Genomic DNA, 24,707 nt, shown 5'->3' on the forward strand with positions numbered 1-24,707 from the left:
CTCCTGAATGTTCGGGTTCGATCTCTTCGGATCGTTGGGATGCATTAACGGAGTGCAGAGATAGCAAGAAGTGTTCCAAATAGAGGCATCGCCTGATCCAGTCGGGGTTTGGAGCGGCAGCAGGAGTTCGGGCGGCATTCTCTGAGACCAAAAACGCACTGTAACTGTGCGTTTTTGGGGTTGGCGCACCACAATGGAGAATCTACCAGGTGATCGAGCCGGAATCAGAATGGGAGGATTCGATGCCCATATTGGTGTTCTGGTCGTCGGCTTTGCTTTTGATCAGTTCCCGCAGCCGGATCTCTTCTTCCTGCAGGGGGCCGGACAGATCGATGATGATCTCGACCCGCCGGTTTTTCGCCCGGTTCTCCGCGGAGGTGTTCGGCACGCGAGGCTGGGTATCGGCGAGGCCCTTGACCGCCATACGGATAGGATCAATGGCGCCACTGGCCAGAAGGACGTTGGCCACCGCAGCTGCCCGGGCCGCTGACAGGTCCCAGTTGCTGTAGAAGCGACTGGTGTGGATCGGCAGATCATCGGTGTGGCCTTCAATCGTGAGCTTGCCCGGCATGTCAGCCAGCACCTTGGCCATGTCCAGCAGCAGGCCTTCGAATTCCCAGGTCAATTCCGCAGAACCGGACGGGAACGAGCCTTTTTCTTCCACGCGGATCACGATGCGGCGTTGATCCAGAGATACGTCGACGCGACCATCCTGGATGGCGTCCTTCAGGATGGATCGGATCTGTGCTACATCCTGCTGCAGTTTTTCGTTGATGGCGGATTCGACAGCCTGGTCGGTGGGGCTCTTCAGGGTTTGCAGTTCGGGTTTTTCATCCGTGGTGGTCTGCTTGACCTGGTTGATGACCGTGGGCTCGGGTGGTGCCGGAGAGAACTTGTCGAAGATCGGGCTGGTGCCCTTGGGAATTTCCAGCGTTGGTACTTCCCGCTGAACGCCGAAGGCCTTCGACAGCTCGCCCGCGATTTGCTTGAACTTCTGGGCGTCAATTTCAGAAAAAGACAGGAGAAGGACGAAAAAGCACATCAACAGCGACATCAGGTCGGCGAAAGTGACGACCCATGCCGGAATGCCCGGTTTTTCCTCCTCCGGTAACTCGTCCATGGTCTACCCGTTCGCCGGCTCAGCGGCGCCGTTCTTCTCCCGCTCCTTCGGCGGAAGATAACTGGACAGCAACTGTTCGATGATTCGGGGGTTCGTGCCTTGCTGGATGGCGACGAGCGCATCGGTATAGAGTGACTGGAGGCGGGCTTCTTCGGTCATGCGCAGGGACAGTTTGTCGGCAATCGGCGTCGCAATCATGGTGGCGATGATGGCGCCATACAGCGTGGTCAGCAAAGCGACGGCCATGGCTGGACCGATGGATTTCGGGTCTTCCATGTTGGAAAGCATCTGGACCAGGCCGATCAGGGTGCCAATCATCCCCATGGCCGGGCCGACATCCGCCATCGCCATGAAGACTTTGGAAGCCGACCGGTTGTGGTCCAGCGTCATCAGTCGCTCCTTGTCGAGGAGCTCTTTTATGGTGTCGGCATCCTGGCCATCCACGAGCATCTGGACACCCTGTCCCAGAAACGGGGAACTGACGTCGCGTCCCTCGAGACCGAGAACGCCTTCCTTACGGGCGACATTGGCAATTTCCACCAGTTCTTCGATGCTCTCCTGGGTGTCCGGAAGCTTGAACTTGAAGGCCCGCACCGCCACCTTGAAAGCCCCGAAAAACTGACGGATGCTGAATTTCGCCAGCACAACCAATAAGGTGCCGCCGACTACGATCAATAATGAGGGGCCATTGAGGAACACGCCGGGCGATACGCCCAGTATGACCGCAGAAGCAATAAGCAGAATGGCACCAACAAGGCCAATGAGGGTGGCGAAGTCCACGATTTCTCCAGGGGAAAACAGCTCGACATAATACGGGGTGCAAGATTACCCGCAGTTTATAAATTAATCAATTCCGTGCGTCTGGCGCACTTTCATCCCGGCAGGTTTTCCAGGCGGCATACCGGTGAAGGTCGGATTCCACCAGTTTCAGGCAAATGGCGACCACCCCGGCATCGTCAAGAAAGCCGAAGCCGAATATGAAGTCGGGAATGACGTCCAGTGGGTTCAGGACATAGAGCAGGGTACCGGCCACGGCAGCGATGGTTTTCCAGGGGACACTGCGGTAGTTGCCGTACCAGTAATCACGAATCATGGAAAACATCAGCTTGATGTCCGTGCCAAAGCGCTTGAGCTTGCCGCTGCTCTTAACCTTTTGTTCGATCGTTCGTTGTCGCTCGAGAACCGTCTCGAGATCTGCCCGGTGCACCTTTCCGGCTTCGGAATCCAGCTGTTTTCGGGCATTTTTCTCAGTAAACAGTGCCATGAACTTTCCTTATTGCTCCGGAGCCCGGTGGGGGCCGTCGGTTACCACCAGGCTTTGCCCCACATTTCCGGGTTTGCCCAATAGTCGGGGTTGTTCCAGGTTCGCTTGTGATTGTAGGTGTCGAGGTTATAGGTATAAAGCGTCTTTTCGGCTTCGGTGCCGGAGGAGGGCTGCTTTCGGAAACCGAGTGCAATGAAGTCCCTGAAGGTCCAGGACGCGTTGTTCGACACCAGCACGGCGATCTGACGGACGCCCAGGTTGCGCAAGGTTCCCAGCAACTGTTCACCCGCCTCATGGGGTATCTGTTCGAGCGTGTCGCTGACCAGGGCCAGGTCGATGTTCTGGTCAAAACTGGCGGGATCGGACAGCTGGTCCCATGTCAGTGCGAGGTGACAGGCATCTTTTCCAGCAGCTTTTTGCCAGGTTGCGCCTGCCAGATTGACAGACAATCCGATCGTGATCAGCGTTCGTGGATTTGCCTGTTTGATCAAGCCGATAAGGGCTTTTTGCTCAATATCCATCTCGCCAGTATATATTGCTCATGCTTTCTAGTCTGTTACAACGGCCAGTCTGCCGCATCGACCGTGTGATTGCCGACGGGTTGGTCGGATTCGCCTTCCCATCGATCAACGAAGGTGCCGCAGGGGTCGAACTGCCGGGCCTGCTTCTCAAGGTTGAAATGCCGGCCGCCCCGGGGATCGGCTCCGACACCCGCCACGTACTGCCAGTTGCCGTAGTTGCTCGCTACGTCGTAGTCGATCAGTTGCTGTTCGAACCAGGCCGCTCCGTAACGCCAGTCCAGTTCCAGTTCGTTGACCAGACAGCTGGCTACGATCTGCCTGGCCCGATTGCTGATGTATCCGGTTTCCCTGAGCTGGTTCATGGCCGCATTGACCAGAGGATACTCGGTATTGCCTTCGCACCAGGCCTTGAAACGGTGTCCGTAGAAGGTTGCCTGTTGTCGCTTGCGCTGGACGCCGTCCCGGCGGAACAGGTTGGCTCCGTGTTTCAGCGCGTACCAATGGAAGTATTCCCGCCACAGAAGTTCGAACCAGAGCCAGTAGGTGGAGTCGTTGCGAGTCACGGTGTGCTCATATTCGGCAATCCTGGCCGCCACTTCCCGGGCCGACAGGCTGCCGTTCGCCAGCCAGGGCGAAAGCTTGGACGAACTGTCCCAGTCATCGAGGGCGTTGCGGGTCTCCTTGTAACGGTCGATGTGGTGATTGGTGAACAGGTAATCCTGCAGCTGGTCCAGGCCCGCCTCTTCGCCACCGATGAAGCGCAGCGGATGCACAGGCTCGTCGATGGCCGGACACTCGCCGCGATTGTCGTCCGGGAAACCGGGGGCCGGGGGCAGCGCGGTGAGGGTTCGAATTCGCAACAGGTCGGTATTGGTATCGCTCTTTTTCTCAATCTGCTTCCGGAACTGGGAGAAGGTTACCGGCAGTTCGTTCAGAGGCATCGGCAGGGCGCTTTCCGGAAACAGCGAGAGGGTTTCAAACTGCTGAAACGCGGTCTCGGGCAGGGCGTCCTTGAGTGCCCGCCATTGATCGCCTTCCACCGTGCCGGGCAAGCGAGATCGGACGACCCGGCCGATTCCATGGGCCTTTACCAGTTCGGGAATCACCGATGCCGGATTGTCAAAGGCAATGTGGAGTCGCTGGCCCATGGCTCTCAAATTTCGCTCAAGCGCCATCAGGCTCTGCCACAGGAAACGCCACCGGTGGCTGCCCATCGCTTTGCTCTGCATTGCCCCCATACGAAACCACTGCGGATCCACCACATAAAGGCACAGCAGCGCATCCGATCGGGAGGCTGCCAGCAGGGCCGCGTTGTCGTGTAATCGCAGGTCTCGGGTAAACCAGTAAAGCGTATGCATCGTACTCTAGTCCGGATTTAAAGACGGTACTGACAGCATACGCCGCAGACGGTTAAAAAGATTAGGCGGATCAATGGCCCGGGTCAGGCCCTGGCCTCCAGTTCTTTGAGTGTCGGATAGTCGGTATAGCCGTGTTCATCGCCACCATAGAAGGTGCTGTCGTCCCACTCGTTGAGTGGCGCGTGCTGACGAAAGCGCTCCGGCAGATCCGGGTTGGCGATAAACGGGCGACCGAAAGTGACCAGGTCGCAGCGGCCCTCGCTGATACGGGTGCGCGCTTCTTCGGCGGTGTAGGCGCCGTTGGCGATGTAGGTGCCCTTGAAGGCCGTCCGGATGGCATCGATCACTTCTTCCGGGCGCCCGTTGGCGTGGTTGCCCTGGAATGAGTCTTCAACCACCTCAATGTAGGCAATGCCCAGCTCGTTCAGGTGCCTGGCAAAGGTGCCAAAGGTTTCAACCGGGTCTGCATCGTACATTGCGTTGAAACTGCCGGTCGGGCTTACGCGAACGCCCACGTTGTCTTTGCCCCACACATCGATGACCGCCCGGATCACCATCAGCGGCAAGCGCAGACGGTTCTCAACGGACCCTCCGTACTCATCGGTGCGGTGGTTGCTGCCGCTCTTGATGAACTGGTCGAGCAGGTAACCATTGGCGGCGTGGACTTCAACACCGTCGAACCCGGCTTCCTTGGCGTTTTTGGCACCCTGACGGTACTGCTCGACGATATCGGCCATTTCGCCCGTCTCCAACGCCCGTGGCTCGGGGACATCCACCATGCCGGAATCCGCGCTGATAAACGTCTTGGCACCCTCAGGCTTGATTGCAGAGGGAGCCACCGGCTGCCCACCATCGGGCTGAAGCGCGGGGTGTGAAATCCGGCCTACATGCCACAGTTGCATATGGATGCGACCGCCGGCCATGTGCACCGCGCCAGTGACCTTTTTCCAGCCGTCAATCTGTTCCCGGGAATGGATGCCCGGTGTAAAGGCATAGCCTTTGCCCTGAGGCGAGACCTGGGTCGCCTCACTGAAAATCATGCCGGCGCCGGCGCGTTGCTGGTAGTAATGGGCGTTCATGTCGTTGGGAATATCGCCCGGCTGGCTTGAGCGTGAGCGGGTGAGGGGAGACATGAGAACCCGGTTGGGCAGGGTCAGGTCGCCCAGGTTGAATGGCTCGAACAACGGATCATTCGGGTGCTGATTGTTCATGGTTTACTCCTTGCGAATCGGGTGTAAATAAATAGACCAGTCTACTAGTCATCAGGCGAAAAAAATTCAGTCGATGCCCAGGCACTGCTTGAAGAATACCCGTACAAAACGCTCCATCGGCTCCGTTGACTTGAGCACCTTGGACCGCAGGATCGCGCCCTCCCAGCCGGAGAGCAGGAAGCTGGCAGCGTCGGCGGAATCAATGCGGGCGTCAATATCACCGGCAGTCTGGGCTTCGGATATGCAGCGTTCAAAACGCTTCTCCCAGCCGGAAAAGACCTTGTCGAGCCGGGTGCGAAAGGTTTCGTTCTGGCCGGCCAGCTCCTGTCCGAGATTGCCGATGAGGCAGCCGCGGGTGTACTCGCAGCTGGTCATGGTTTCAAAACCGGTATCGAAGTAGGCGCGCAGGCGGTCGATGCAGGACCGGCTGCTGTCATTGAGAATCCGGTCCAGCCTCGCATCGTATTCCTCCGCGAAACTGTCGATGACAGCCAGGCCAAAATCGTTCTTGCTGCTAAAGTAATGATAGAACGACCCCTTGGGCACGCCGGCGGCGGTGAGCACGGCATTGATGCCGGTTGCACCGAAGCCTTTCTGGCCGATCAGGTCGGCCCCGGTCTCAATGATGTGATGACGGGTGTCGTTGGAAGCCATGGCTGGTATATTAGACCGGTCGTCTAACGGGCGTCAAAGGCCTGGTGTACGAACTAGCCGAAATCCATACCCCAAAGGAGCCTTACAGTGATCAAATCTCGTGCTGCGGTGGCGTTTGAAGCCAACAAGCCGCTCGAAATCGTCGAAGTGGATGTCGAAGACCCGAAAGAGGGTGAGGTGCTGGTGCGTATCGTGGCGACCGGTGTCTGCCATACCGATGCGTACACGCTCTCTGGTGCAGACCCGGAAGGATTGTTCCCGACCATCCTGGGCCACGAAGGTGGCGGTATTGTTGAAGCTGTCGGTCCGGGTGTGACCTCGCTGGAGGTCGGTGATCATGTGATTCCGCTGTACACGGCCGAGTGTGGCAAATGCAAATTCTGTACGTCCGGCAAGACCAACCTGTGTGGAGCCGTGCGGGAAACCCAGGGAAAGGGCGTCATGCCCGATGGCACGTCCCGTTTTTCTTACAAGGGCCAGCCGCTGTATCACTACATGGGCTGCTCGACCTTCTCCGAGTACACCGTGTTGCCGGAGATTTCACTGGCCAAGATTCCCAAGGAAGCGCCGCTGGACAAGGTGTGTCTCCTGGGCTGTGGCGTCACCACCGGCATTGGCGCGGTTCTGAACACCGCCAAGGTTGAGGAAGGCGCAACCGTGGCCATCTTCGGTCTGGGTGGCATTGGTCTTGCCGCCATCATTGGCGCGAAAATGGCCAAGGCCGGTCGCATCATCGGTGTCGACATCAACCCGGGCAAGTTCGACATTGCCAGGCAGCTCGGTGCCACCGACGTGGTCAACCCCAACGACTACGATAAGCCGATTCAGGAGGTCATCGTCGAGATGACCGATGGCGGTGCCGACTACACCTTCGAATGCGTGGGTAACGTCAAACTGATGCGGGCGGCTCTGGAAGCCTGTCACAAGGGCTGGGGTGAGTCGACCATTATTGGCGTGGCCGGTGCCGGCGAGGAAATCAGCACGCGTCCGTTCCAGCTGGTCACCGGTCGGGTCTGGCGTGGTTCCGCATTTGGTGGCGTCAAAGGGCGCACCGAGCTTCCCGGCTATGTGAAAAAGGCAGAAGAAGGTGAAATCCCGCTGGATGTGTTCATCACCCACGAGATGAAGCTGGAGGACATCAACAAGGCCTTCGACCTGATGCACGAAGGCAAGAGTATCCGGTCCGTCATCCATTACTGACCGGTTTTCCAGCCTGACGCTCAAACTGACCGACGTTTACCGGTCGGTCAGTTTGAGTTCGATCCGCCGGTTCTTCTGCAGGGCTTCCGGTGAGGTGCCTTCGGCGACCGGGAAGAATTCACCGAAGCCGGCGGCCACCATGCGTTTTTCAGGCACACCCTGCGCCGCCAGGTAGCGCACCACCGCGACCGCTCGCGCCGTCGACAGTTCCCAGTTCGACGGGAATTTCGGCGTGTTGATCGGAATGATGTCCGTGTGGCCATCTACCCGCAGGATCCAGTCCACGTCGTCCGGGATCTTGCCCACTACATCCAGGAGCACGCCTGCGAGCTTGTCCAGTTCTCGCTTGCCATCGGCACCCAGATCCGCCGATCCGGAGGCGAACAGTAACTCCGAGGGCAGCAGGAACCGGTCCCCGACCACCCGGATATTGTCATTGCCGGCAAGGATATTTCGCAGTCGGGCAAAGAATTCGGACTGGTATTGTTCCAGCTGATTGACCCGTTCGGCGAGCAGGGTGTTGAGCCGCTGGCTGACTTTGTTCAGTTCCGATTCCTTCTCCGCCGTCAGATTCTTCTGGAGTTTCAGTGCCGCGGCAATCTTTCTCAGTTGTCCCTGAAGAGACGCGATCTGGTTCGACAGACGGAGGATCATTGCTTGCTGGCTGGCGGACATCTGGTCCTTGTCCTTCAACGTCTGTTCCATGCCAGCCAGTCGCTCCGACTGGGCGTCGGCCGTGGCCGTCTGCTGCATGAGCTGCTCTCGTGTCGATTCGAGCTGCCCCACCAGTTCGTCATTGCGGGCCAGACTGTCGCTGTATTGGTTCTGGAGTGACGCCATCTGATCTTCCATGGCCGCCGTCTTGTCCTTCTCCAGTCCCAGCAGTTCCGAGAGTTGGTCGAGGCGGGCATTCAGTCGAACCAGCTGGGAATTCCGATCAGACAGGGTCTGAGACAGGTACAGCTGGCTGACCACATAGACCATCAGCACGAAAATCACCAGCATCAGCAGGGCGGACAGGGCATCGACGTAGCCGGGCCAGACGTTGGTTGAGCTTCGGGAGCGCCGCCGGGAACCGATCATGACAGGTCTTTCTCGTCATCGACCCGGTCCACCAGGTTGGTGACCCCGGTCAGCCATTCCTCCAGGCCGTCGTAGAAGCGGTTCTGGGCGTGTCCTGCCTGGATATCCAGAAAGCCGAGGATCAGTGAGCCTCCAAGGCCGAGCAGGGAGGAACTGAACGCCGTACCCATACCCTGCAGCGGTGTCAGCAACCCCGCTTGAAGGTCGCCAAAGACCTTGCCGAAGTCTTCCTGGCTCATGTCCAGCCCGGCGATCACGTCGCCCACGGCGTTGATGGTTCCCAGCAGCCCCCAGAAGGTCCCGAGAAGCCCCAGGAACACCAGCAGGTTAATGAAATACCGGGTGATTTCCCGTTGTTCGTCCATCCGGGAATGGATGCCGTCCAGTACCGTCCGCAGTGACATCGTGGACAGGGTGAAACGATCCCGCTTGGCCTCTTCCCCCAGTTGCCGGGCCAGGGGCTTGAGCAGCCGGGGCTCCTGCAGGACGGACAGTCCCGAATGACCGGTGCGGAACTGGGCGATCCAGCGGAGCTCCGGAAACAGGACGAATACCTGCCGATAGGTGAGGCCGATCCCGATGATCAGTACCCCGACAATCAGCAGATTGAACACCCAGTTGGCCATGAACGCGGTGATCAGTGGTTTGTGGATGAGTGCGCCAACGATGATCACAACACCGAGAAACAGCGTCATCCAGAACAGCGTGTGTTTGGGATTGCTCATGAGTGCGGCCAACCTTTTGAGAGATTCTCCAAAACGTTAGCACAGAGTGACCGTTTATGATGTGACAGTCGCGAATGGGCAGGGCTGTCTTTCCGGATTCGGATCGATAGTATAGTGCCAGATGCGCCGACCTCGTGTAGGCGGCCTTGAGACTCGAGAATCCAGTAACGGTGAGTGATGCCACATGCCTGAATCCAGCGATATGCCCTTTCGTTTCCGATTTCGCGTGCGCTACGGCGAGTGCGATGCCCAGAGCGTTGTGTTCAATGCGCGGTACGCTGATTTCGTTGATATCTCCGTCAATGAGTATATCCGGGTGCTGTTCGGGGATTACCAGAATCTTCTGGACCAGGATCTGGATATTCAGGTGGTGAGTCTGACCATCAACTGGAAGGCGCCGGCGCGGTTTGATGACGTACTCGAGGCCCGGATTCGGACCGGCCGGATTGGCCGTACGTCCTTCACGCTTCATCTGGAGTTTTATCGGTTTGCAGACGGGCAGTTCATTGCAGATGCCGACATCACTGACGTGATGATACGGCCGTCGGTGATGGAAAAATCGCGATTCCCGATCGGATCCGGGCACTGCTTGAAGCCGGGGCGCCGGGCGTGCTGCTCAGCCACGCCGGCGAGCAGCAGCCCGACTTCAGGGCCGGGTAACCCGGTTACCCTTTCCCGGGTCGCCTTCAGCTTTCCTGCAAGGCCTGCAGCACGGCTTTGGCGGCACCTTCGGAGGACGCCGGGTTCTGGCCGGTAATCAGCTTGCCGTCCACGACAATGTGCGGGGCCCAATCGTCTCCGCGGGTGTATTCCCCTGCGTTTTCCTTGAGCATGTCCTCAACCAGGAACGGCACGATGTTGGTCAGCTGGACGGCCTCTTCCTCGGTGTTGGTGAAGCCGGTGACGGTGCGACCGCCCACGATGTTCTGATCCGGCTTGATGAACACCTTCTTGAAAACGGCCGGTGCGTGACAGACGGCGCCGATCACCTTGTCCTGTTCGTAAGCGGTCTTGATCAGGGCAACGGAGTGGTCGTCATTGGCCAGGTCCCAGAGCGGTCCGTGACCCCCCGGATAGAAGATGGCATCGAAGTCGTTCATGTCGACATCGCCCAGCTTCTTGGTGCTGGCGAGCATCTCCTTGGCGTGCCCGTCGTCCATGAAGCGGCGGGTGGTGTCGGTGAGGGCGCCTTCCGCCTCACTGTTCGGGTCAACCGGGGGCTGGCCACCCTTTGGGGATGCGATTGTGATATCGGCCCCGGCATCCTTGAATACGTAGAAAGGAGCAGTGAATTCTTCCAGCCAGAAACCGGTCTTGTGGCCGGTATCGCCCATTTGGTCGTGGGATGTCAGAACCATCAGTATTTTCATGTCAGGTTTGCTCCGTTCGTTTGAAGATCGTTGGATATTGGATCCGGTACACAGGGGAGATGGATCCGTGCCGGATGGAATTCAACCATGGTTACGAAAATCGTCGGGCGGCGGATTTGACGGAAATGTCTATAATGACGGGATATCCGGACGACGGAGGTTCGGTACCGCACATTCATTCGTTCAGGGACAGGCCTGTATGCGGACGGTTTACTTCTCGCTTCTTTTGCTGCTGTCGGTGCCCTGCGCAGCCCAGCAGGGTACCGAAACGGTGCCACCGTTAACCGTTACGGTTGGCGTCAATAATGCACCCCCCTATCGGATCATCGAGCCCGGCCGGGCCACCGGTCTCTACGTCGACATATTCAAGGAAGTGGCCCGGTTGCTGGGGTGGCGGGTCCGGTTCCGGGAGGCGCCTTTCCGGCGGGTTCTGCTCATGATGGAACAGGGCGAGGTGGATATCATGCTGGGCCCCCTGAAGACCCCGGAGCGGGAAAAGAAACTGGCGTATATTGCCCCGGCCTTCCCGCCGGAGCGCCGGCTGTTTTTTTACCTCAATGCTGACAACCGCATCAGCCGTTACTCTGACCTGTACGGTAAACGTATTGGTGTGCTGGAGGGCGCAAGCTACTTCCACCGGTTTGATAAAGACGGTGATCTGCTCAAAGAACCAGCCAAGCGCTACGAAAACCTGATGCTGATGATGCAGAGGGGACGGGTGGATGTGGTGATCGCACCGGAGCTGGTGGGCCGGTATACGATAAACAAGCTGGGACTGGACGCCCACATTTCTCCGTTTTTTGTTCCAGGGGAGCGCTCCTGGATTGCCGTGGCGAAAAACTCGCCGGCCCTTCGCTATGCTGACGATATCCGGGCCGCATTGAAGCTGATGGATATGAAAGGGGAGCGGGAGTCGCTGCTTCTGAAATACCTCGGACAACCCCTTCCGTAAGGCTATTATCGCGCGCCCCTGTCCGGTATTTTTTCGTGGTGCTGAGCAAGCTAACCGGATAGACTCGTCTCCACTATCCGTCAAACGAAGACTCAGGAGACGATCCCGACATGGCAATCTGGACCCGCGAACCCAATCTTGAGCAGCTGGCCAAAAACAGCCGTAATACCGCCGTTGAGCATTTGGGCATTGAATACCTTGAAATCGGAGACGATTACGTCAAGGGACGTATGCCGGTCGATGAGCGCACCGTGCAACCGTTCGGTATTCTCCACGGTGGCGCATCGGTCTTGTTGGCCGAGACGCTCGGCAGCATGGCCGCGAACTGCTGTCTCAGGGATCCTGAAACCGTCGCGGTGGGTCTGGATATCAACGCTAACCATATCCGGCCTGTGAGCAAGGGCTGGGTCTATGGCACGGCAAAGGCCTTGCACATTGGCGGGGCTACCCAGGTCTGGGAAATTCGCCTGGAAAACGAGGAAGGCAAAACCACCTGTATTTCCCGGCTCACCATGGCGGTAACCCGGCGGGCCTGATTCAGGCCTGTCCCGACCCCGGCTCGCTATAGACCGTGATCCGGTTTCGACCACCGGTCTTGGATTCGTACATGGCCTCGTCGGCGCGAGCCAGCAGTGGTTCCAGGCGCGTGTCCGCATCGGACATCATAGCCAGTCCAAAGCTGGCCGTGGGCGCAATTTTCACATTTCGAAATGGAATGCCGTTGCTCCGGATCAGAAGCAGCAAGCGTTCAGCCATCTCGCGCGCCTCTCCTGGCGTCGAATTGGTCAGCAGGATGGCAAACTCTTCCCCACCAATACGCGCGGCGATGTCAGCTTCGCGAACCTTTGCCTTCAGCAGCTCGCCCACACGCCTGAGGACCTCATCGCCGGCTTCATGGCCGTGGGTATCGTTGATGACCTTGAAGTGATCGAGGTCGAACATCACTGCCGCCAGGGAGGTTTTGTTGCGGCGCGCCTGCTTCAGTGCCTGCATGCCGAACTCGAAGAACGCGCGTCGGTTGTGAAGTCCGGTCAGTTCGTCTTCCAGCGCTGCCGCACGGGCCTTTTCGTGGGCGGCCTTGAGGGCCAGTTCCATTTGCTTGCGGTCGGTGATGTCGGTCGCAATTTCCATGCGGACCAGGCGTCCATCGGTCCAGCGGATTGCCCGATCACGACACTGGTACCAGCGCTGATCCACCTGATTCTGGAATTCCCAGATGTAGGGCGGAGTGGGATTGCCTTTGCTATCGATCAGCAGGTGATTGGTGCAGAAGGTACACGGCCCGTCGCTCTCCTGAAGCACCTGCCAGCAACGGCGCCCCTCGAATTGTCCCCAGTTTCGGCGCCCGTAGGCATTCATGTAGAGCAGTTCGTGGGTCTCGAAATCGGAGACATACACCAGTGCGTCCAGGTTATCGAGTACGGCCTGCAGTCCCTGGGGGCTGGAAAGAAGCGGTTGGTCGTCCGGAGAATCCGAGGCAATGTTGGTGGACGGCTCGGAGGCTTTCATGGCAATCCAGAAGGTGTGGGGGTATTTGGGACCGCAGTATAGCAGTGGACTTTGGAGAAAGCTGCATTCTGCAATCATAGCCCGTTCAGAGGTAGATCAGCCCTCGAATCAGGGCCGCGAGGCCAGCAACTCCGGCAATGCCGAGGATAACCGGGCGCAACCCGTCGAAGGGCAGCCTGTTGACCAGCTTTCCGGATAGCCAGAAGCCGGTCAGAACCCCCGGAAATGTCGCAATGAACAGGGCTGCCTGTGAGCGGCCGAGGTAGCCGGAGAGGGCAAGGGTCATCAGGCTGAACACGCTGGCAACCAGGAAGAACGCCGACATGTTGGCACGAACCAGCGGTCCCTTTTCATTCTGATAGATCAGTGCAATCGGTGGGCCGCCCACCGCGGTGATGGTGCCCATGTACGTAGAGGCAGCGCCGGCGATCATGCTGTTTCGGGCATTCAAACGGGGCTTGAGACCAACCACGCTGAGACCAACGCCCAGAAGGATCAGAGCACCGAACATCAGTTCGAAGCCTTTGGGCGAAATCAGGGTCAGGGTGACCCCGGCCAGCAGCACGCCAATAAACCCGCCGCCAATGGCAAAGCGAACCTGGCGGATTTCCACGGACCCCCGATTGCGGATCAGCATCAGGATGGTCAGCAGGGTCGCGTTCAGAATCAATGGCGCCGGCAACAATATCGGACTGATCAGGAATAACAGCGGTGCCGAGAGTGTACCTATGCCGTAACCGGCCACACCCTGGAGACAGGCTCCCGCCAGAAGCGCCAGGTTGGCAAGAATGATCTGCAACCAAGAGATATCAAACACGGTCTGTCTGTCCCCATTGAACGCCGTGGTCGGTTCCCGACGCTGAAGTTGGTAAACTGGCGGTTAACACGCATGCTGAAGCTGAATCGGACACTCTATGCCATCCGACGACCCAAAAGCCAACTGCCCCTGCGGTTCGGGCAAACCCTATGAGCAGTGCTGCCAACCGATGCATCTGGGTGATCCTGCGTCCACGCCAGAGGCGTTGATGCGTTCGCGTTTCGCGGCGTTTGTCCAGAAGCGACCGGAATACCTGCGGGCTACCTGGCACCCGGATACCCGTCCGGTCACGCTCGACCTGGACGATTCTCCAGACTGGACGTCACTTCAGGTCATCAGCAGCGAAGAGCATGAGCGCCGGGGGCAGGTGCATTTTCGTGCCATTTACCGCGTGAGCGGCGAATGGGGCTATCTGGAGGAGGTGTCTGACTTCGTCAAGGAGGGCGGGCACTGGTACTACCTTTCCGGGGAGACCGGTGAAGGCGTCCTGAAACCCGGCCGCAACGAGCGGTGCCCGTGCGGCAGTGGTAAAAAGTACAAGGCCTGCTGTCTGTAATCCCGGTTTATTCGAACGCTGGCAATTGCGGTTCAACAATGTCTTTACCGGCGTCGACCCAGGCGTCGAATCCGCCCTCAATCGACTGCACGTTGCGGTATCCCATTGCCTTGAGTGATTGCGCGCTCAGGGCCGCGCGACCGGACGTCTTGCAGTAGAGCACGATTTTCATGTCCCGGTTTTCCAGGGACGGGTCATTGGAAAACTTGAATTCCAGCATGCCCCGGGAAATATTGACGGCGCCGGGAATGTGCCCGCTCCGGTATTCGTCCGGATCGCGTACATCCAGCAAAAGATCGGCTTGTCGGATCGCCTCGTCGGCCTTCTCCAGCGACACTTCCTGTATTTCTTTCCTGGCGTCTTCCACCAGATCGTGGGCACTCTTCATCGGATTTCCTCCACCGGTTGGATCAGACCTTCAGGTTAGGACATTTGGCGAGCCTTCGTCATCCGGGCTGTGGTAAATTGACGCGCCTGGATAATGAGGAACCTATGAAAGCGACCGGCAGCGAAGCAACCAGAGGCGTACTGTTTGGCCTGGCGGCCTACACCCTTTGGGGCAGTTTTCCACTGTATTTCTCCCTGTTCGAGGGCATCCCCGCCTACGAGGTCCTGATTCACCGGATCATCTGGTCCTGTCTGTTCCTCGCCATCGTCATCACATTACTGAAACGCTGGCAGCCGGTTCGCAACGCTCTTTGCCAGCCGCGCCGGCTGGGCTTTGTGCTTGCCTGCGCCGTTTTCATCGCCCTGAACTGGGGTGTCTATATTTATGCGGTCGAGACCCGGCATGTGCTCCAGGCGAGCCTGGGCTATTTCCTGACGCCTCTGGTAAACGTGGCCATGGGGATGATTGTTCTCCGGGAAAGGATCTCCAGACTGCAAGGGCTGGCTGTCGTACTGGCGGCCCTGGCCATTCTCTATCAGCTGTTCCTTCTTGGTGTCGTGCCCTGGATTACCCTGGTCCTGGCGTTCAGCTTCGGCAGTTACGGTCTGTTCCGGAAGAAGGTCGAACTGGATGGTCTGTCGGGCCTGTTCGTGGAAACCCTACTTCTGTTGCCCGTCGCTCTGATCGCCTGGGCCTGGCTGGGACATCAGGATTTGTCCCATTTCTCGCACAGCACCGGTGGCCTTCTGTTGCTTCTGTCGTCCGGTGTGGTCACAGCGGTTCCTCTGCTGGCCTTTGCCGGCGCTGCCCGGCGTTTGCGACTGGCCACCGTCGGCTTTCTCATGTACATCAATCCGACGCTTCAGTTCCTGATCGCGAAGTTCGTTTTCGACGAGCCGCTGAGCCTGGCGAAGCTGATGAGCTTTGTCATGATCTGGATTGCTTTGGGGATCTATTCGTGGTCGGCGTGGAAAGAAAGAGGTATGTCACGATGAAACAACCGATCACCGGTTATCACAAGGACGACGAAGATCACTGGGTCGCCCAGCTGGCCTGTGGTCACAACCAGCACGTGCGTCACGATCCGCCCTGGATCAACCGCCCCTGGGTGACGACCCCGGAAGGCAGGGCGTCGAGGCTTGGCGTCGAACTGGATTGCCGGAAATGCGATGAGGGCGCCCCGCCCGATGATCGACCGGTTGGTTGAATCTGTATCAGGCTGGCCGCTAGCCATATCGGGTAGCGGCTAGCCGATTTTGCATTCCCCGCAGGCGTATTTCCGTTCGTATCTTCGGTCCGCCCACCGCGCATAGACTGGTGCCGCCAACTGGTAAACGCCTGGCCATAGTAAGGGTTTGAACAGGAATCCCAGTGGCGTATGTGACCAGGCTCGAACGGTGGCATGGAGCCCGGTGAACCATTCGCCGGTCCAGGTCATCAGGTGCAGGCGTCGCAGAAGTGTCTCCCGGTCTGGTAGCGTCTGGTTCCGCTGGCCATGGATGTCAGCGAGGAGCAGTTGGCCCGTCTGCAGTCGTCTGAGGGTTCGTACCTCTCGGGCACAAAGCGGGCATTGGCCATCATAGAAGAGCGTGTCGTATCGCGGCGCCATCAAGTCCTCCCAGGGCGAGTATCCGGCGTTTGACGTCCGCTTTTTGTTGCTCAAGCTCGGCCTTCAGACCCGCTATGGCCTCGGGCCGCACATCCGGTGCACTGTCCCGGAAGGCATCGAGCAGTTCCATCTGCACGTGCAGGTCCTGAAAGCGACCGTACAGTTCCTGACGTTTTTTCAGGATGCCGAGGGCGTCCTGCCATCGGGACCGGTCCAGTTCCATCAGGTAACGAATGCGCTTGATGCGTTTCCTCTGGCTATGGACAGGTTCATCCGGCGCTGAGTGCAACAATTCGGCGTCACGCCTGTTGAACTCTTTGATACGTCGCGCCACCGCATTCCGGATGTCTTTCGATGTCATTCCACGGGTCAGCTTACGGAACGTCCGGGCATGAATCTGGTTGCTCCAGTCGTCCAGACTGTTCCGGTAGTATCGGCTATCCAGGTGATGGAGCAGATCGCTGTGGGATTTGTCGATTTCGGTCTCGGCCCACGTCGCCAGTGCAGTGGCGAGTTCCTCGTTGCCCTGGCAGATTCCCGTCAACTGCTGTCGGAAGACGTGAAGGTCGCGCAGTCGACTGGTGGCCCGGGCATGCCGCTTGAGGGCCTTGATCGAACGGCTCAGCGAATGATTTCGGGTCACTTCCCCCACAGACTCGGCAATGGCACGACTGCGTCGGATGGCGACCCGGTACTGGTGCAGGAATTCATCGTCCACACCAACCCGCACGCCCCGTTCCAGATCCCGGATGCGCCTGAGCTGTTGGTCCAGAGCGGCGACAATGTCCGCCTCGGGCGAGCCGTCTTTGCGACGTTTCCGGTTGAACTGCTGGTAGCTGAAGTCCTTCGGCGTCAGCAGGACCTCCAGGGTGCCCTTTCCGGCCTTCAGTTTTCGCCAGGGTTTGTCAGGCAGGTTGATGTGAGCGATGGAAGCGGTTGGCAGCGCGTGGGGATCTGCCCCCAATAAGTGGCCGGCCAGCTCAATCAGGGCGGGATTGTGCCCGATCAGCAGCACGGTTTCTTCGCTCTCGTCCCGATTCTGCAGCCAGCGTAATAGACGCCGGTGATCAAAGGTGTAGAGTTCTGGAAGGACAAACACCCGGTCAGTTGGAAATCCGGGTGGCAGAATGCCCTCGAGCGTGGTGCGGGCCCGTGTCGCGCTACTGGCATATGCTCGGCCACCAAACGCCCCCAGTCTGGTCAGTGCGCGGGAGAGAGAGGGTAGTTGGCTTTCTCCCCGATGGTTCAGCGGACGGTCCCGATCCCGGAGGGTGTCGTCAGTCCAGCTGGATTTTGCGTGGCGTACCAGGAACAGATGTTTCATGGGACCTTAGTATGGGGTGATCTCAAGTCAGAGTTGTGACGGTCGTTAAACTAAGAACGTGAAAATGCTTCTAGAAGCGTAGCTTACATTTGGCCCGTCTGTGCAGAGGGAGGCGGGGCGAAAAACTGTCTTACAAAATGGAACGGTCCCTTTGCCCGGGATATGGATAATCACCCTGAAACGAAGCGCGGAGAGATTATTACTATGAAGGTTCTGAACCGGCTCAGTATAAGAGTTCGCCTGCTTGTAGCCGTTCTGGTCCCCGTACTCCTTACGGCGGGCACTCTGGCCTGGATCACCGCCAGCCGAATCCAGACCAATGGACAGGAAGAGCTCAAAAGGCTGGAGGCCAATCTGCTTGACGCCCGTAAAGAAGGGTTGAAGAGCCTGGTTTCGACAGCTCGTTCGGTGGTGATGGAGGCCAAGAACGACCCCGATCTGTCGGAGTCGGAGGCCAAAGAAGCGGCCCGGCAGCGCCTGCGGTCGATTACCTTCGGCAATAACAACTATGTGTTTGCCTACACCCGCGATGTCTTCAATCTGGCCTATGCGCCGGACCCGTCGAAAGAGGGGCCGACCGGAAACCCGGTGGTCAAGGATCTGGTCGCGAACCTGTTCAAGGCAGCCCAGAAGGGTGGTTTCCTGTCTTACACATGGATGAACCCGGCCTCGGGCAATGAAGAACCGAAAGTGTCCTACTCCACCATTATCCCGGGGTGGGACTGGATGATCGGTACCGGTGTTTACGTCACCGACATCAAGAAGGTGGTGGCCGCGTCGAAGGTCGAAATTGAAAAGAGCATTGATCGGGCGCTGGGCTTTATTCTGCTGGCGACCGTGATTGTGGTTGTCATTGCGGTACTGATCGGGCTGTTTGTCGGCCGCACGGTGACCAAACCGCTGAAGAGCGTCAGTGACATGATGCAGGAGATTGCCGATGGCGACGGCGATCTCCGTCAGCGCCTTCCTGAGGAAGGAACCGATGAGCTGTCCGAGCTGGGCCGACGGTTCAACCACTTCGTGGTAAAGATCCAGAACACCATTCGCGATGTGGGCGCGACCACGGATCAGCTGGCGTCTGCTGCTGAAGAGCTCAGCCGGGTGGCCAATGAAACCCGACAGTCGGTACAGGAGCAGGGCTCCGAAACCGATCAGATCGCTTCTGCTATCAATGAAATGGCGGCCACCATCCAGCAGATCTCCGGTAACGCCAATGAGGTTGAAAGTGCGGCGTCTGACGCCGATCGCATGGCCCGGGAAGGGGGCGAGACCATCACCAGTGCCCAGAGTTCGGTGAATCAGCTGTCCGAAGAGATCAAGAGCACCTCGGCCAGCATCGATGCCCTGGCGGAAAAGTCCGACGAGATCCAGCAGGTGCTCGACGTGATCCATGCGGTGACCGAACAGACCAACCTGCTGGCTCTGAATGCGGCCATCGAGGCAGCCCGTGCCGGTGAGCATGGCCGAGGCTTCTCGGTGGTGGCAGACGAGGTCCGGCAGCTGGCCAAGCGCAGTGCCGAATCGGCGGATCAGATACGGGAGATGATTGACGGCTTCGTCACAGAATCCCGGGCTGCCGTTGAACGGATGAATCATTCCCGGAAGAGTTCGGAATCGACCGTGGAGCGGATTGATCACGCGACCTCGGCACTGACGACCATCGAGAAGTCGGTGACGCAGATCCACGACCAGGTCACGCAGATCGCGACGGCGGCCGAACAACAGAGCCAGGTGGCCGAGGAGATCAACCAGAACGTGGTCCGGATCGTGGATGCTGCCCAGCGCAGTGACACTGGCGTAACCCAGACCAACGAGGCGAGCCATGAGCTGGCGCGACTGGGTGAGAATCTCCGGGAGCTGGTGGGACAGTTCAAGGTCTGACCACCGGAGCGTTGTCGGTCCGGGGCCATTGGCCTCGGGCCGTTGGCAGGCTATTATGCTGCTGTTAATGACACTTGTCATACATACCAACAAAAACGGAAGCTAACATCATGAATCTTCGCAAGACCTTCTTGGCCGCGATCGCTGTGGCGACCTCGGCGTTCAGTGCCTCCGCGCTTGCCCAGGACCAGGAAACCTACAACCTGAGCCTCGCACAGACCTGGGGACCGAACACGCCGATCCTGGCAGAGACCACCAAGCACTTCGCCGAAATGGCGGAAAAAATGTCCGACGGCCGGCTGAAAATCCGGATTGATCCGTCCAGCAAGCACAAGGCACCGTTCGGCATCTTCGACATGGTGCGTTCCGGTCAGTACGACCTGGGCCACACTGCCTCGTACTATTACAAGGGCACCATCCCGAATGCCATGTACTTCACCACCATTCCGTTCGGCCTGACCGCGCCGGAGATGTATGCCTGGTTCTACTATGGCGGCGGTATGGACCTCATGGAACAAGTGTATCGTCCGTATGGGCTGCTTTCGTTCCCGGGGGGCAACACCGGTAACCAGATGGGCGGCTGGTTCCGCAAGGAAATCAAATCCCTGGACGACCTGAAAGGTCTGAAAATGCGGACACCCGGCTTGGCCGGCGAGGTTATGTCCGAGCTGGGTGTGGCGGTGACCAACATTCCGCCGGGAGAGCTGTTCAGCGCGCTGGAGCGTGGCACCATCGATGCCGCCGAGTGGGTCGGTCCGGCTCTGGATTTCCCCATGGGCTTCCAGCAGATTGCCAAGTACTACTACTCCGGTTGGCAGGAGCCGGGTGCCGAGGTGCAGTTCCTGGTGAATGAGAAGACCTGGGACAAGCTGCCGGCAGACCTGCAGGAAATCCTGAGGGTTGCCATGCGCACCGCCGCCCACGATATGTACATCGAAAGCTACCACGAGAATGCCATGGCGTGGGACAAGATGAAGGAAAACTACCCGGACGTGCAGCACAAGGTGTTCCCGCCAGAGGTCATCAACGCCCTTCGCAAGACCACCGACAAGCTGCTTGAGCAGTACGCCGAGAAGGATCCGATGGCCCGGAAGATCATTTCTTCCCAGCGTGATTACCTGAAGATTGTCCGCAAATGGACCAACATTTCTGACAAGGCGTATCTGGAAAGCTCGGCGACCGAGTAATCCAATACCGATCAGAAGCGTAAGAGAGGGGCGTCGGCACAATGCCGACGCCCCTTTTTGTTTTTGGCGCTTTCTGGAAAAATAGGCCGCTCTTTATGCGGGCAGGGCCGATGACACAGACACTGCTTTCTCTGAGCAATCTCACCAAGCAATTCGGCGGCAAGACCGTTCTGGATTCCCTCGACCTGGATATCTACGACGGGGAGTTCATCACGCTGCTTGGACCGTCCGGTTGCGGTAAAACGACGCTGCTTCGACTCATTGCCGGATTTGAGCAGCCGGACTGTGGGGCGATTTCGCTTTCCGGTGTGGATCTGACAGGCACGCCTCCTGAAGGGCGTCCGTTGAACACCGTGTTTCAGCACTATGCGCTGTTTCCCCACATGTCGGTTTTCGACAACGTTGCCTATGGCTTGAAGATGGAAAAGCGACCCGCCGACGAGATTCGCGATCGGGTCGGTGAAGCCCTGGCCATGGTTCAGCTCCAGGACTACGCTCGCCGCAAGCCCCAGCAATTGTCCGGCGGTCAGCAGCAGCGGGTGGCGATCGCCCGGGCAGTGGTCAAGCGCCCCCGTCTTTTGTTGCTGGATGAACCCTTGTCCGCCCTCGACTACAAGCTTCGGCGCACCATGCAGATTGAGCTGAAACGGCTGCAACGGGAGCTGGGGATTACCTTCGTGTTTGTGACCCACGACCAGGAAGAGGCGTTGTCCATGTCCGATCGGGTGGTGGTGCTCAAGGACGGTGTCGTCCAGCAGCTTGGCACGCCAAGGGAAGTGTATGAGCGCCCGGCCAACCTTTTCACGGCCCGATTCGTGGGCGAGACCAATTTCTTCCCGGGAACGGTTGATGCCATTAACGGCGGTGAAATCATCGTGGATGTTTTCGGCCTGAAACGGACCCTGAGGAAACCCGGTTTCGAGCTCCATCCGGGGCAGACCGTGCATGTGCTTTTGCGACCGGAGGACATCCGGGTGCTGGAGCCGTCCGATGAACAGGGGCTGGCCGGCCGGATTGTCGAACGGAACTATAAGGGCAGCACGCTCGACTCGGTGATCCATCTTGACGATGGCACCGAGGTACTGGCCAGCGAGTTTTTCGACGAGGACGATCCGGCGTTCGACTATCGGCTGGGCGAGCCGGTGCGGGTGAGCTGGGTGGATGGCTGGGAGTGGCTGCTGCCGGAAGAATCCACGGTTGCCAACATCGGGAGTCTCGCCGACGATGTCTAGCATTCGCCAGCAGCCGTTCAGAACGGCCGTGTTGGTCCTGGTGTGGGGCTGGTTGCTGTTCCTGGTACTGGCGCCGAATCTGCTGGTGGTCGGCGCCAGTGTCATGACCCGGGATCCCGGCAGCTTTCTCTCGCTGCCCCTGAATCTCGACGCCTATCGCCAGTTGATGGATCCGCTGTACCTGGATGTGTTTCTGCACTCCCTCTACATGGCCGCCGTCACGACACTGGCTTGCCTGTTGATCGGATATCCCTTCGCCTGGGCGCTTTCGAAAGTGGAGAAACGGCGTCAGCTGTTGCTGATCTTCTTTCTGATCGTGCCGTTCTGGACCAATTCGCTGGTCCGGACCTACGCGCTCAAGTTGATCCTGGCGACCAACGGGCTCATCAACTCTGCGCTGCTGTCACTGGGGTGGATCGATGAACCGGTGCGGATGCTGTACACCGAGGGCGCCGTGATTATCGGGCTGGTGTACCTGCTGCTGCCGTTCATGATTCTGCCCCTGTACTCGGTGTTCGATGACCTCCGGGAGGAGCTGGTCATGGCGTCCCACGACCTGGGGGCCGGTCGTTTCGCGACCTTCGTGCACGTTATCGTCCCGCTGACCCTTCCGGGGGTTCTGGCAGGCGTCATGCTGGTCCTGCTTCCGGCCATGGGGTTGTTCTTCGTGCCGGACATTCTCGGAGGCTCCCGGAACCTGCTGGTGGGTAATGTCATCAAGAACCAGTTTCTGGATGCCCGTAACTGGCCTTTCGGGGCCGCCGCGAGCATTGTCCTGACCCTCACCATGGCCGTTCTCATGCTGGCCCACCGTATCAGCAAACAGCGCATCGGCGAGGAGGGATCGGCATGATCCGATGGCTACCCCGAGCCTGGCTGATGCTCATCTACGGACTGCTGTATGTGCCCATTGCGGTGCTGGTGGTGTTTTCCTTCAACGATTCCCGTAGCGGTTACACCTGGGGCGGCCTGAGCCTGCGCTGGTATGAAACCCTGTTCAACAACCACGCCATGGTAGAGGCCATGTGGAACTCCCTGTGGCTGGCGCTTTCCGCGGCTACGGTGTCCACCCTGATCGGGGGGCTGACTGCCCTGGCGCTGCATCGTTACCGGTTTCGCGGCAAAAGAGTCCTGAACGGCATGCTGTTCGTGGTGATGATGTCACCGGAAATCGTCCTGGCGATCTCCCTGCTGGCACTGTTCCTGCTGGTGGGGATACAGCTGGGGTATGTATCCCTGCTGTTGGCCCACGTCACCTTCTGTCTGCCCTTCGTGGTGATTACGGTCATGGCCCGGCTCAGCGGCTTTGATGAGAGCCTGCCCGAAGCGGCCCGGGATCTGGGTGCCAGTGATTTCACCATGACCCGGACGGTGCTCATCCCGGTGATCATGCCGGCCCTTCTGGCAGGTTGGCTGCTGGGGTTTACACTGTCACTGGATGATGTGGTGGTCAGTACGTTCGTCAGTGGCCCCACCTACGAGATTCTCCCGCTGCGCATCTATTCCATGGTGCGGGTGGGGCTCAAGCCTGAGGTGAATGCCCTGGGCACGCTGTTGCTGGTGTTTTCACTGGTCATGCTATCGCTGTCGCAATGGATACTCACAAGGAGCAAACAATGAAAAAACTCGCACTGGCCGCCCTGCTGGCCCTGGGCCTGACGGGCTGCAGTTCCGAGGAACCCCAGGTTCTCAACCTCTACAACTGGTCCGAGTATATGCCCCAGGAGGTGCTGGATCGTTTCCAGGAGGAAACCGGCATCCAGGTGGTCTACACCACCTACGACAGTAACGAAGCCATGTATGCCAAGCTCAAGCTGCTGGACGACAGCGCTGCGTACGACCTGGCCGTTCCGTCCACCTATTACGTGAGCAAGATGCGCCAGGAAGGCCTGCTGAAAAAGATCGACCGGAGCAAAATCAAAGGGTTCGACAATCTGGATCCGGAGCTGACCAATCTGGATATCGACCCGGACAACCAGTACAGCATTCCCTACCTCTGGGGTACCACCGGCCTTGCGGTGGATACCGCCGATGTCAAAGAGCCGGTGGATTCCTGGGCCGATCTCTGGGACGAACGGTTCAAGGGCCGGGTCATGCTCACCAACGACATGCGCGAGGTGTTCCACGTTGGTCTCCGGGTGCTGGGGTATTCCGGCAACAGTACCAACCCGGACGAAATCAAGGCCGCCTATGAGAAGCTCAAGGAGCTGATGCCATCCGTCCGTACCTTCAACTCGGATGCCCCCCGTGTGCCCTATCTCGAGGGTGAAACCGATGTCGGCATGATCTGGAACGGCGAGGCGGTGATGGCCCAGGAGACCATGCCATCCCTGAAGTACGTCTATCCGAAAGAAGGCATCATTGCCTGGCTGGACAGCTTCGTGATTCCCAAGAATGCCCGCAATCCCGAGGCCGCCTACAAGTTCATCAACTTTGTGCTGAGGCCCGAGATTTCCGCATTGATCAGTGAGGACATCGGGTATGCGACACCGAATCTCAAAGCCCGGGATCTGCTGGACAAGGACGTGGCCAACAATCGGGCCAGCTATCCGACACCGGAAGACATGAAGAATGCTGAGTTCCAGGTAGATATCGGTGACGAGGCCCTTCAGGTCTATGCCAAATACTGGGAAATGCTGAAATCCGGCCAGTAATCCTCCGGCAGGCAGGGCGGGTTTCACAAAACTGCAATACATGGTCTATAACTTCCTGATAACACTTGGTTAGCAAACTTGTTACCGACCGC

The 24,707-nt window shown here is 58.6% G+C and carries 28 protein-coding genes; 13 read left to right on the forward strand and 15 right to left on the reverse strand.

The annotated features are described in order from the left end of the window. Window positions 1–202 precede the first annotated feature (202 nt). The 7 genes from MSNKSG1_RS16235 to MSNKSG1_RS16265 all read right to left on the reverse strand — a co-directional run bounded on the left by MSNKSG1_RS16235 (window position 203) and on the right by MSNKSG1_RS16265 (window position 6,128). On the reverse strand, window positions 203–1,120 hold the full coding sequence (locus MSNKSG1_RS16235; RefSeq protein ID WP_008940384.1) for a flagellar motor protein MotB: 918 nt from the start codon (window positions 1,118–1,120) through the stop codon (window positions 203–205). A gap of 3 nt (window positions 1,121–1,123) precedes the next feature. After that, a complete protein-coding gene (gene pomA, locus MSNKSG1_RS16240; protein WP_008940385.1) occupies window positions 1,124–1,900 on the reverse strand; it encodes a flagellar motor protein PomA in 777 nt (258 codons plus the stop codon). 67 nt (window positions 1,901–1,967) lie between these two features. Beyond that, window positions 1,968–2,384, reverse strand: a complete 417-nt coding sequence (locus MSNKSG1_RS16245) for a YkvA family protein (protein WP_008940386.1) — start codon at window positions 2,382–2,384, stop codon at window positions 1,968–1,970. Window positions 2,385–2,425: 41 nt separating this feature from the next. Further along, window positions 2,426–2,905 carry a DUF6231 family protein gene (locus MSNKSG1_RS16250; RefSeq protein ID WP_008940387.1) on the reverse strand — a complete coding sequence of 160 codons (480 nt, stop codon included), beginning with the start codon at window positions 2,903–2,905 and terminating at the stop codon, window positions 2,426–2,428. A gap of 35 nt (window positions 2,906–2,940) precedes the next feature. Then, window positions 2,941–4,263, reverse strand: coding sequence for a DASH family cryptochrome (locus MSNKSG1_RS16255; RefSeq protein ID WP_008940388.1), 1,323 nt, complete (start codon window positions 4,261–4,263; stop codon window positions 2,941–2,943). A gap of 83 nt (window positions 4,264–4,346) precedes the next feature. Continuing rightward, window positions 4,347–5,474, reverse strand: a complete 1,128-nt coding sequence (locus MSNKSG1_RS16260) for an alkene reductase (RefSeq protein ID WP_008940389.1) — start codon at window positions 5,472–5,474, stop codon at window positions 4,347–4,349. 66 nt (window positions 5,475–5,540) lie between these two features. Continuing rightward, entirely contained in the window at window positions 5,541–6,128 is a 588-nt protein-coding gene (locus tag MSNKSG1_RS16265; protein WP_008940390.1) for a TetR/AcrR family transcriptional regulator, read from the reverse strand. An 87-nt stretch (window positions 6,129–6,215) separates the two neighbouring features. Here MSNKSG1_RS16265 and MSNKSG1_RS16270 point away from each other — a divergent pair, with 87 nt between their 5' ends. After that, a complete protein-coding gene (locus MSNKSG1_RS16270; protein WP_008940391.1) occupies window positions 6,216–7,328 on the forward strand; it encodes an S-(hydroxymethyl)glutathione dehydrogenase/class III alcohol dehydrogenase in 1,113 nt (370 codons plus the stop codon). Window positions 7,329–7,364: 36 nt separating this feature from the next. On the opposite strand, the gene MSNKSG1_RS16275 is transcribed toward MSNKSG1_RS16270, so the two are convergent. Together MSNKSG1_RS16275 and MSNKSG1_RS16280 are read right to left on the reverse strand one after the other, a co-directional pair. Then, window positions 7,365–8,411 carry a peptidoglycan -binding protein gene (locus MSNKSG1_RS16275; protein ID WP_008940392.1) on the reverse strand — a complete coding sequence of 349 codons (1,047 nt, stop codon included), beginning with the start codon at window positions 8,409–8,411 and terminating at the stop codon, window positions 7,365–7,367. After that, a complete protein-coding gene (locus tag MSNKSG1_RS16280) occupies window positions 8,408–9,136 on the reverse strand; it encodes a hypothetical protein (protein ID WP_008940393.1) in 729 nt (242 codons plus the stop codon). Before MSNKSG1_RS16280 ends, MSNKSG1_RS16275 begins: the two co-directional genes overlap by 4 nt. 184 nt (window positions 9,137–9,320) lie before the next feature. Between MSNKSG1_RS16280 and MSNKSG1_RS16285 the strand changes: the two genes are divergently transcribed. Next, window positions 9,321–9,893, forward strand: coding sequence for an acyl-CoA thioesterase (locus tag MSNKSG1_RS16285; RefSeq protein ID WP_040887019.1), 573 nt, complete (start codon window positions 9,321–9,323; stop codon window positions 9,891–9,893). Here MSNKSG1_RS16285 and MSNKSG1_RS16290 read toward each other — a convergent pair. Then, complete coding sequence (locus tag MSNKSG1_RS16290) at window positions 9,823–10,506, reverse strand: type 1 glutamine amidotransferase domain-containing protein (RefSeq protein WP_008940395.1); 684 nt, start codon at window positions 10,504–10,506, stop codon at window positions 9,823–9,825. The two genes, MSNKSG1_RS16285 and MSNKSG1_RS16290, sit on opposite strands and share 71 nt — an antisense overlap. Window positions 10,507–10,705: 199 nt before the next feature. Between MSNKSG1_RS16290 and MSNKSG1_RS16295 the strand changes: the two genes are divergently transcribed. Next, on the forward strand, window positions 10,706–11,458 hold the full coding sequence (locus MSNKSG1_RS16295) for a substrate-binding periplasmic protein (RefSeq protein WP_008940396.1): 753 nt from the start codon (window positions 10,706–10,708) through the stop codon (window positions 11,456–11,458). 110 nt (window positions 11,459–11,568) lie between these two features. Next, window positions 11,569–11,994, forward strand: a complete 426-nt coding sequence (locus MSNKSG1_RS16300) for a hotdog fold thioesterase (RefSeq protein ID WP_008940397.1) — start codon at window positions 11,569–11,571, stop codon at window positions 11,992–11,994. Window position 11,995: 1 nt separating this feature from the next. Here the strand turns inward: MSNKSG1_RS16300 and MSNKSG1_RS16305 are convergent, their stop codons facing one another. Together MSNKSG1_RS16305 and MSNKSG1_RS16310 are read right to left on the reverse strand one after the other, a co-directional pair. Next, the gene (locus tag MSNKSG1_RS16305) at window positions 11,996–12,967 is read right to left on the reverse strand and encodes a sensor domain-containing diguanylate cyclase (protein ID WP_008940398.1); all 972 of its coding nucleotides are present in this window, start codon (window positions 12,965–12,967) and stop codon (window positions 11,996–11,998) included. An 85-nt stretch (window positions 12,968–13,052) separates the two neighbouring features. Continuing rightward, window positions 13,053–13,784 (reverse strand): sulfite exporter TauE/SafE family protein, encoded by a 732-nt coding sequence (locus MSNKSG1_RS16310; RefSeq protein WP_008940399.1) that lies wholly within the window; start codon window positions 13,782–13,784, stop codon window positions 13,053–13,055. 97 nt (window positions 13,785–13,881) lie between these two features. Between MSNKSG1_RS16310 and MSNKSG1_RS16315 the strand changes: the two genes are divergently transcribed. Next, complete coding sequence (locus tag MSNKSG1_RS16315) at window positions 13,882–14,340, forward strand: YchJ family protein (RefSeq protein ID WP_083871125.1); 459 nt, start codon at window positions 13,882–13,884, stop codon at window positions 14,338–14,340. Window positions 14,341–14,347: 7 nt separating this feature from the next. Here the strand turns inward: MSNKSG1_RS16315 and MSNKSG1_RS16320 are convergent, their stop codons facing one another. Next, a complete protein-coding gene (locus MSNKSG1_RS16320) occupies window positions 14,348–14,728 on the reverse strand; it encodes a rhodanese-like domain-containing protein (RefSeq protein WP_008940401.1) in 381 nt (126 codons plus the stop codon). A 104-nt stretch (window positions 14,729–14,832) separates the two neighbouring features. Here MSNKSG1_RS16320 and rarD point away from each other — a divergent pair, with 104 nt between their 5' ends. Both rarD and MSNKSG1_RS16330 read left to right on the forward strand, forming a co-directional pair. Further along, the gene (rarD, locus tag MSNKSG1_RS16325) at window positions 14,833–15,723 is read left to right on the forward strand and encodes an EamA family transporter RarD (protein WP_008940402.1); all 891 of its coding nucleotides are present in this window, start codon (window positions 14,833–14,835) and stop codon (window positions 15,721–15,723) included. After that, window positions 15,720–15,935: a DUF3565 domain-containing protein gene (locus MSNKSG1_RS16330; RefSeq protein ID WP_008940403.1), complete on the forward strand. Its 216-nt coding sequence runs from the start codon at window positions 15,720–15,722 to the stop codon at window positions 15,933–15,935. Before rarD ends, MSNKSG1_RS16330 begins: the two co-directional genes overlap by 4 nt. A 39-nt stretch (window positions 15,936–15,974) precedes the next feature. On the opposite strand, the gene MSNKSG1_RS18990 is transcribed toward MSNKSG1_RS16330, so the two are convergent. Then, the gene (locus tag MSNKSG1_RS18990) at window positions 15,975–16,337 is read right to left on the reverse strand and encodes a thiol-disulfide oxidoreductase DCC family protein (RefSeq protein ID WP_008940404.1); all 363 of its coding nucleotides are present in this window, start codon (window positions 16,335–16,337) and stop codon (window positions 15,975–15,977) included. Further along, window positions 16,306–17,661: a CHAD domain-containing protein gene (locus MSNKSG1_RS16335; protein ID WP_008940405.1), complete on the reverse strand. Its 1,356-nt coding sequence runs from the start codon at window positions 17,659–17,661 to the stop codon at window positions 16,306–16,308. Before MSNKSG1_RS16335 ends, MSNKSG1_RS18990 begins: the two co-directional genes overlap by 32 nt. A gap of 204 nt (window positions 17,662–17,865) precedes the next feature. On the opposite strand from MSNKSG1_RS16335, the gene MSNKSG1_RS16340 reads away from it, so the two are divergent. The 6 genes from MSNKSG1_RS16340 to MSNKSG1_RS16365 all read left to right on the forward strand — a co-directional run bounded on the left by MSNKSG1_RS16340 (window position 17,866) and on the right by MSNKSG1_RS16365 (window position 24,615). Continuing rightward, window positions 17,866–19,542 carry a methyl-accepting chemotaxis protein gene (locus MSNKSG1_RS16340; protein ID WP_008940406.1) on the forward strand — a complete coding sequence of 559 codons (1,677 nt, stop codon included), beginning with the start codon at window positions 17,866–17,868 and terminating at the stop codon, window positions 19,540–19,542. A gap of 110 nt (window positions 19,543–19,652) precedes the next feature. Then, the gene (dctP, locus tag MSNKSG1_RS16345) at window positions 19,653–20,729 is read left to right on the forward strand and encodes a TRAP transporter substrate-binding protein DctP (protein WP_008940407.1); all 1,077 of its coding nucleotides are present in this window, start codon (window positions 19,653–19,655) and stop codon (window positions 20,727–20,729) included. Window positions 20,730–20,839: 110 nt separating this feature from the next. Next, the gene (potA, locus tag MSNKSG1_RS16350) at window positions 20,840–21,961 is read left to right on the forward strand and encodes a spermidine/putrescine ABC transporter ATP-binding protein PotA (RefSeq protein ID WP_083871128.1); all 1,122 of its coding nucleotides are present in this window, start codon (window positions 20,840–20,842) and stop codon (window positions 21,959–21,961) included. After that, window positions 21,954–22,814 (forward strand): spermidine/putrescine ABC transporter permease PotB, encoded by an 861-nt coding sequence (gene potB / locus MSNKSG1_RS16355; protein WP_040887020.1) that lies wholly within the window; start codon window positions 21,954–21,956, stop codon window positions 22,812–22,814. The genes potA and potB overlap by 8 nt, the downstream gene beginning before the upstream one ends. Continuing rightward, complete coding sequence (gene potC, locus MSNKSG1_RS16360; RefSeq protein ID WP_008940410.1) at window positions 22,811–23,581, forward strand: spermidine/putrescine ABC transporter permease PotC; 771 nt, start codon at window positions 22,811–22,813, stop codon at window positions 23,579–23,581. The genes potB and potC overlap by 4 nt, the downstream gene beginning before the upstream one ends. Beyond that, window positions 23,578–24,615, forward strand: coding sequence for an ABC transporter substrate-binding protein (locus MSNKSG1_RS16365; protein ID WP_008940411.1), 1,038 nt, complete (start codon window positions 23,578–23,580; stop codon window positions 24,613–24,615). Before potC ends, MSNKSG1_RS16365 begins: the two co-directional genes overlap by 4 nt. The last annotated feature ends 92 nt before the right edge of the window (window positions 24,616–24,707 follow it).

Source organism: Marinobacter santoriniensis NKSG1 (assembly GCF_000347775.1).
Classification (GTDB): Bacteria; Pseudomonadota; Gammaproteobacteria; order Pseudomonadales; family Oleiphilaceae; genus Marinobacter; species Marinobacter santoriniensis.